The following is a 4,087-nucleotide window of genomic DNA, read 5'->3' as shown; positions in this document are numbered from 1 at the left end:
TTTTCGAGGGTTTGAATGGTGGAGATGAGGGGATACTCTAACATATATTTTTTTGTGATTTCAATCTTTTTATTTTTCTTTATCTTCTAGTATATTACTTACTTATAGCAATTGTATTTTTTATTTAATTCTTTTATATTTTTTTAAAGTTAATTTTAATTGTGTGCTAAATGTGTGCTAAACAAATTATATATGCATGCCATATCTCTTTTATTATTAATATTATTGTTCCTAAAAATGATGAAAAAGAAGATCTATAGAAATCATGGTAAACCCAATATAAAGTATTACATTGAAACATAAGCTATGTTAACTTGTCAAGAGAACTCATACTTCAAACTATATCAAATAGATAATAGCTAAATAAAATAAAAAACCAGGCTTTTAATCACCTAGTTTTTATTCATTATAACTATCTAATTTATCTAAATTTACATCATATGTTAATCTATTTCCCACTTTACTAATAGATAATAGATCATATTCCTTCAGCAATCTTATTATACTACGAACGCTACTTATACTAATATTAGTGTAGTAATGTATATCTTTAATACCTAAACTATCATCATCATTAAATAATGTACTTTGTACTAAAAGATATGTTATAGTACATAACTTATCGTTATCTGAGAACTGTTTATTTATAATCTCTTCATAGTGCTCTAATCTATTATATTTATCAAGTAAGGATTGATATAATTCTTCTATCGATTTGATAATAAAATCAAAAAATACTAATACAAAGTATGTCATATCTCCTTTATTTTTCTCATCATTTGTAAGTTCAAAACTCTTATAATATGTATTTATGTTTTCTTTAATAGTATAGGCTATTCTATATGAAACTAAACTTACTAATCTTTTAGATAATAAATAGCTGCTTATAAATCTACTTGTTCTTCCATTTCCATCATAGAAAGGATGTATATATCCAAACATATAATGAAATACCGCTATTCTTATTAAAAAATTATAATCATTACAATGAAGCATATCTAAAGCATTTGACATGCTTTCTATTATTTCACTTTCTGGCATTACGCCTGTGTGAATCTCCTTTTGATATTTATTATAGATATAAACTTTATCTTTTCTAAAAATATCACCATCCGGTTCATGCTCTGGATTATCTTTAATTATATCAATCAAAGTTAAATCATCATATAATTTTCGTATTGATTTGCAATTTAAAAGATCTATATCCTCATCATTAAGTAACATTTCATACTTCTTTACTATACCATAAAGTCTTTTGTGAATATCTTTATTATTCTTATCATTTAATATATCATTAATTTCTTTTCTTGTACTATTTACTCCCTCTATTTCATTTGTCATTCTTATTTCATCTACTAGACAAGTTCTTTGATATTGTTTTAATGCAATAGGTGGAACAGAATTCATAATAATTAATAATTCTTTATCTAATTCTAATATTTTATCTAGTTTTTGAACTAGATCATTATTAATAACAACAAAAGCATTGTTACCTTTTATTTTAAAATTAAATCTATAAGTTGATTCACTTTCATATCTACTTATATAAGTTTCTTCATATAAAGTTTTACTTTTGTAATATAAGTGTGATAATAATTTATAATCCATAATCTCACTCCCTTATAATAAATTATTAATACTTATTATAAAACAGCATTTTTAAAAAGTATATTAAAATTTTTAGACATTTATTTATAAAATACATATTTTTTAATAATATATTATCTAATTTAAAGGTATTCTTTCTTATTATCAAACATTTTTAATAATATTATACATTTAATTTAAAACTATCATTTTATTTTCCAAACAAATATATATGCATATTATTTTTTACACATTATATATACAATAAAGAAAGCATGTTAATATTTTGAATAATTTTAAAATTATTATTACTAGATAATTCCCAAATCTCTTTTTAATGACTATAAAAGGTTTAAAAATAATTGTTAAGATTTATTATAGTTGTTAAAAACTTTACACTTTGTATAAATATTAAGTTTTTAACCTTAGCATTACTCAGCAATATCATTGACTCCTAAAATATAACTATTAGGGTTATTTAGGGTTTTCGGATTTTAAATCTGACTTCCTTTATCTCTATCTGTGGAAATAGTTTCTTTTTTAAGACTGCCGAAAGTGCCGAATAATAACCGAGTATCTTTTTTAGGGTAGCCGAAAAGGCCGATAATTTACCTTTTAGGGAGTCAGAAAAGTCAGAGTACTTCTTTTTAAGAACTCCGAAAACTCCGAATACTCTTTTTTAGGGTGTGTAAAATGTGTAGAATAAATTCTATAATCTTGTAGTAACTATGGACCATTTATTATTAGTACCTAGTCCTAATATTATCCCTTTTTTAAGATACTCAATCTAATTTAGTAATAAGAAGCTATATCATTGGTATAGATGTTAATCCAAAATTGGATTGAGTTAATTAGGGAGTCTCCAAATCGCCGATACCCTAATTCAAGGCATCATAAAAGGGAGGAACATTTTGTTACCTCCTTGAGTTGTTAATCTTTTTTTTAATAATATGTATAAGGTTGAATCTTTATCTGTACCCAGCTTAAAATTTGGCCCAGCTTCTATTTGGAGGGCTCATTTGAAATACGACATTTTCCGATATTACATGAACATTTATTTATGGATACGCATATTATGCTTATCGCAATCCTTAGCAATTCTTAGCATTCTTTTTGGAGTACTCTATTCAACTTTTCGCTATAACAATATTAATTATATATTAGTTAAAAGGGTATACCTAAAAATAAATTAGGATAATCTTATGGTATTATTGCAACTATTTGTTTGTTTTGGAAGTACTCCAAAAGGGTGCAACCTAAAAGTAACCGTTCCAAATAATACAATAATTACAATCGTTGATATTTCAATATTTATCATCTTAAATCATTGGAGTACTCTATTTATTTGTCGTTTTGGAAACGTTCAAAAATGTTGCACCCCTAAATACTAATAAAATATCCTCATTTCAATATTTAGCATGTTTAAATTTATTTGGAGTACTCCATTCATTCGTTTTGGAAAAATCAAAAAACGTTCATAATAAAACATAAAAAAGTAGGAGCACAACCCCTACCCTCTGCTTCACAATATATTAAATTATAAACTATCGTTTTAACATAAATCTTATAAATTTTATACCTAAATAGGCAAATATATATATAATAAATATAGATATTACTAAATTGCTCCATGATATGCTTAACATTATAAAATCTCCCCTATTGTATACAATTTATAACAACCATAAGCTTTACTACTAAGCCATAATATATTAATTTTATCTACTTAAAACTCCAATTTTCTTTTATCAATAGTATAGCAAAATATGTTGTTAGTATTACTCCTATACCTGAAATAAAACAAATCAATTGACTTAAATAAAATCCAACTACTGGAATATAGTGAACTGCATCATAAAATGTAGGAATACTTGTTAAAGCTAAAATTACACTCCCTAAAATGCAGTATAATAATTTAGTATTTTTGCTCATAATATCTCCTCCTCCTTTCACTTGGTAATATATAACAATTGCGACATTTATTATATTATAAATTAAAAAAGCCATTTAAAATAGCTTCTAAACTAAAATAAATGGCTCTCATGCATATCCCTTATACACTTAGGATATATTATTTCACTAATTTTAAATATTAGCTTCTTTTTTAACTCATAATATGTACTTTTAGATACATTTAATTTACACATTATACTAATAGGTTTTTCTTTATTTATATACAAACTGTCAAATAGACAGTATTCTTCATCACTCATACAATTAATAGCTATGTCTAATTTCTTAATAATTATTTCATGTTTATTTTTAATATGTTTTAATTTATCTACATGATCTGTATCAGCTTTTTCTTCCAATTCCAAATTAATAAGCTCTATTAAATGTAATGTATTATTATAGTCTTTTAATATCTCTTCCGTCATTTTATAATATTTATCTTTTTTCATATTATCCTCTATAGTAACTCATAAACTCTTTATCTCTTTTTATTTGTTCTTCCTCTAATCTCTTAATAAATTCTAATCTAGAATTACAATAACCGTTA

The 4,087-nt window shown here is 24.2% G+C and carries 3 protein-coding genes; all 3 read right to left on the bottom strand.

Annotated features, from left to right (window positions below; genetic code table 11):
- Positions 1 to 399 precede the first annotated feature (399 nt).
- Positions 400 to 1,608: a Fic family protein gene (locus tag J7G74_RS10465; protein WP_297135000.1), complete on the bottom strand. Its 1,209-nt coding sequence runs from the start codon at positions 1,606 to 1,608 to the stop codon at positions 400 to 402.
- 1,701 nt (positions 1,609 to 3,309) lie between these two features.
- A complete protein-coding gene (locus J7G74_RS10460; RefSeq protein ID WP_297134998.1) occupies positions 3,310 to 3,519 on the bottom strand; it encodes a hypothetical protein in 210 nt (69 codons plus the stop codon).
- Positions 3,520 to 3,611: 92 nt separating this feature from the next.
- Complete coding sequence (locus J7G74_RS10455) at positions 3,612 to 3,989, bottom strand: DUF1492 domain-containing protein (RefSeq protein ID WP_297134996.1); 378 nt, start codon at positions 3,987 to 3,989, stop codon at positions 3,612 to 3,614.
- Positions 3,990 to 4,087 lie beyond the last annotated feature (98 nt).

Origin of the sequence: Terrisporobacter sp. (assembly GCF_017888745.1) — a bacterium.
GTDB lineage: Bacteria > Bacillota > Clostridia > Peptostreptococcales > Peptostreptococcaceae > Terrisporobacter.
This window is presented reverse-complemented; position numbering and strand designations above follow the sequence as displayed.

Bases quoted from the DNA above. Each gene is read 5' to 3' on its own strand.
- J7G74_RS10465 (WP_297135000.1), bottom strand. From the start codon at position 1,608: ATGGATTATAAATTATTATCACACTTATATTACAAAAGTAAAACTTTA.
- J7G74_RS10460 (WP_297134998.1), bottom strand. From the start codon at position 3,519: ATGAGCAAAAATACTAAATTATTATACTGCATTTTAGGGAGTGTAATT.
- J7G74_RS10455 (WP_297134996.1), bottom strand. From the start codon at position 3,989: ATGAAAAAAGATAAATATTATAAAATGACGGAAGAGATATTAAAAGAC.